The sequence below is a fragment of the Roseixanthobacter psychrophilus genome (assembly GCF_043195195.1).
GTDB lineage: Bacteria > Pseudomonadota > Alphaproteobacteria > Rhizobiales > Xanthobacteraceae > NCEH01.
Map to the genome: position 1 here is coordinate 1 of NZ_JBAFWT010000255.1, position 202 is coordinate 202.

The following is a 202-nucleotide window of genomic DNA, read 5'->3' on the forward strand; positions in this document are numbered from 1 at the left end:
CGACGTGCGCTTGAGGGCAGTATCTGGTTGGTCGCCATGGCGATCTACCATTTCTCCGTTCAGGTCATCGGACGTGCGGCGGGCCGCAGTGCGGTCGCAGCCGCCGCCTATCGCTCGGCCTCCCGGCTGCGCGATGACCGGCTGGGCCGTGGCCACGACTTCTCAAACAAGCCGGGCATCGTCCATTCCGAGGTGATGTTGC

General features: G+C 65.8%; 1 protein-coding gene. It reads left to right on the forward strand.

All coding sequences use genetic code 11. The annotated features are described in order from the left end of the window. Positions 1–36: 36 nt before the first annotated feature. A partial coding sequence (locus V5F77_RS29435; RefSeq protein ID WP_429008555.1) for a MobA/MobL family protein occupies positions 37–202 on the forward strand: 166 nt, incomplete at its 3' end.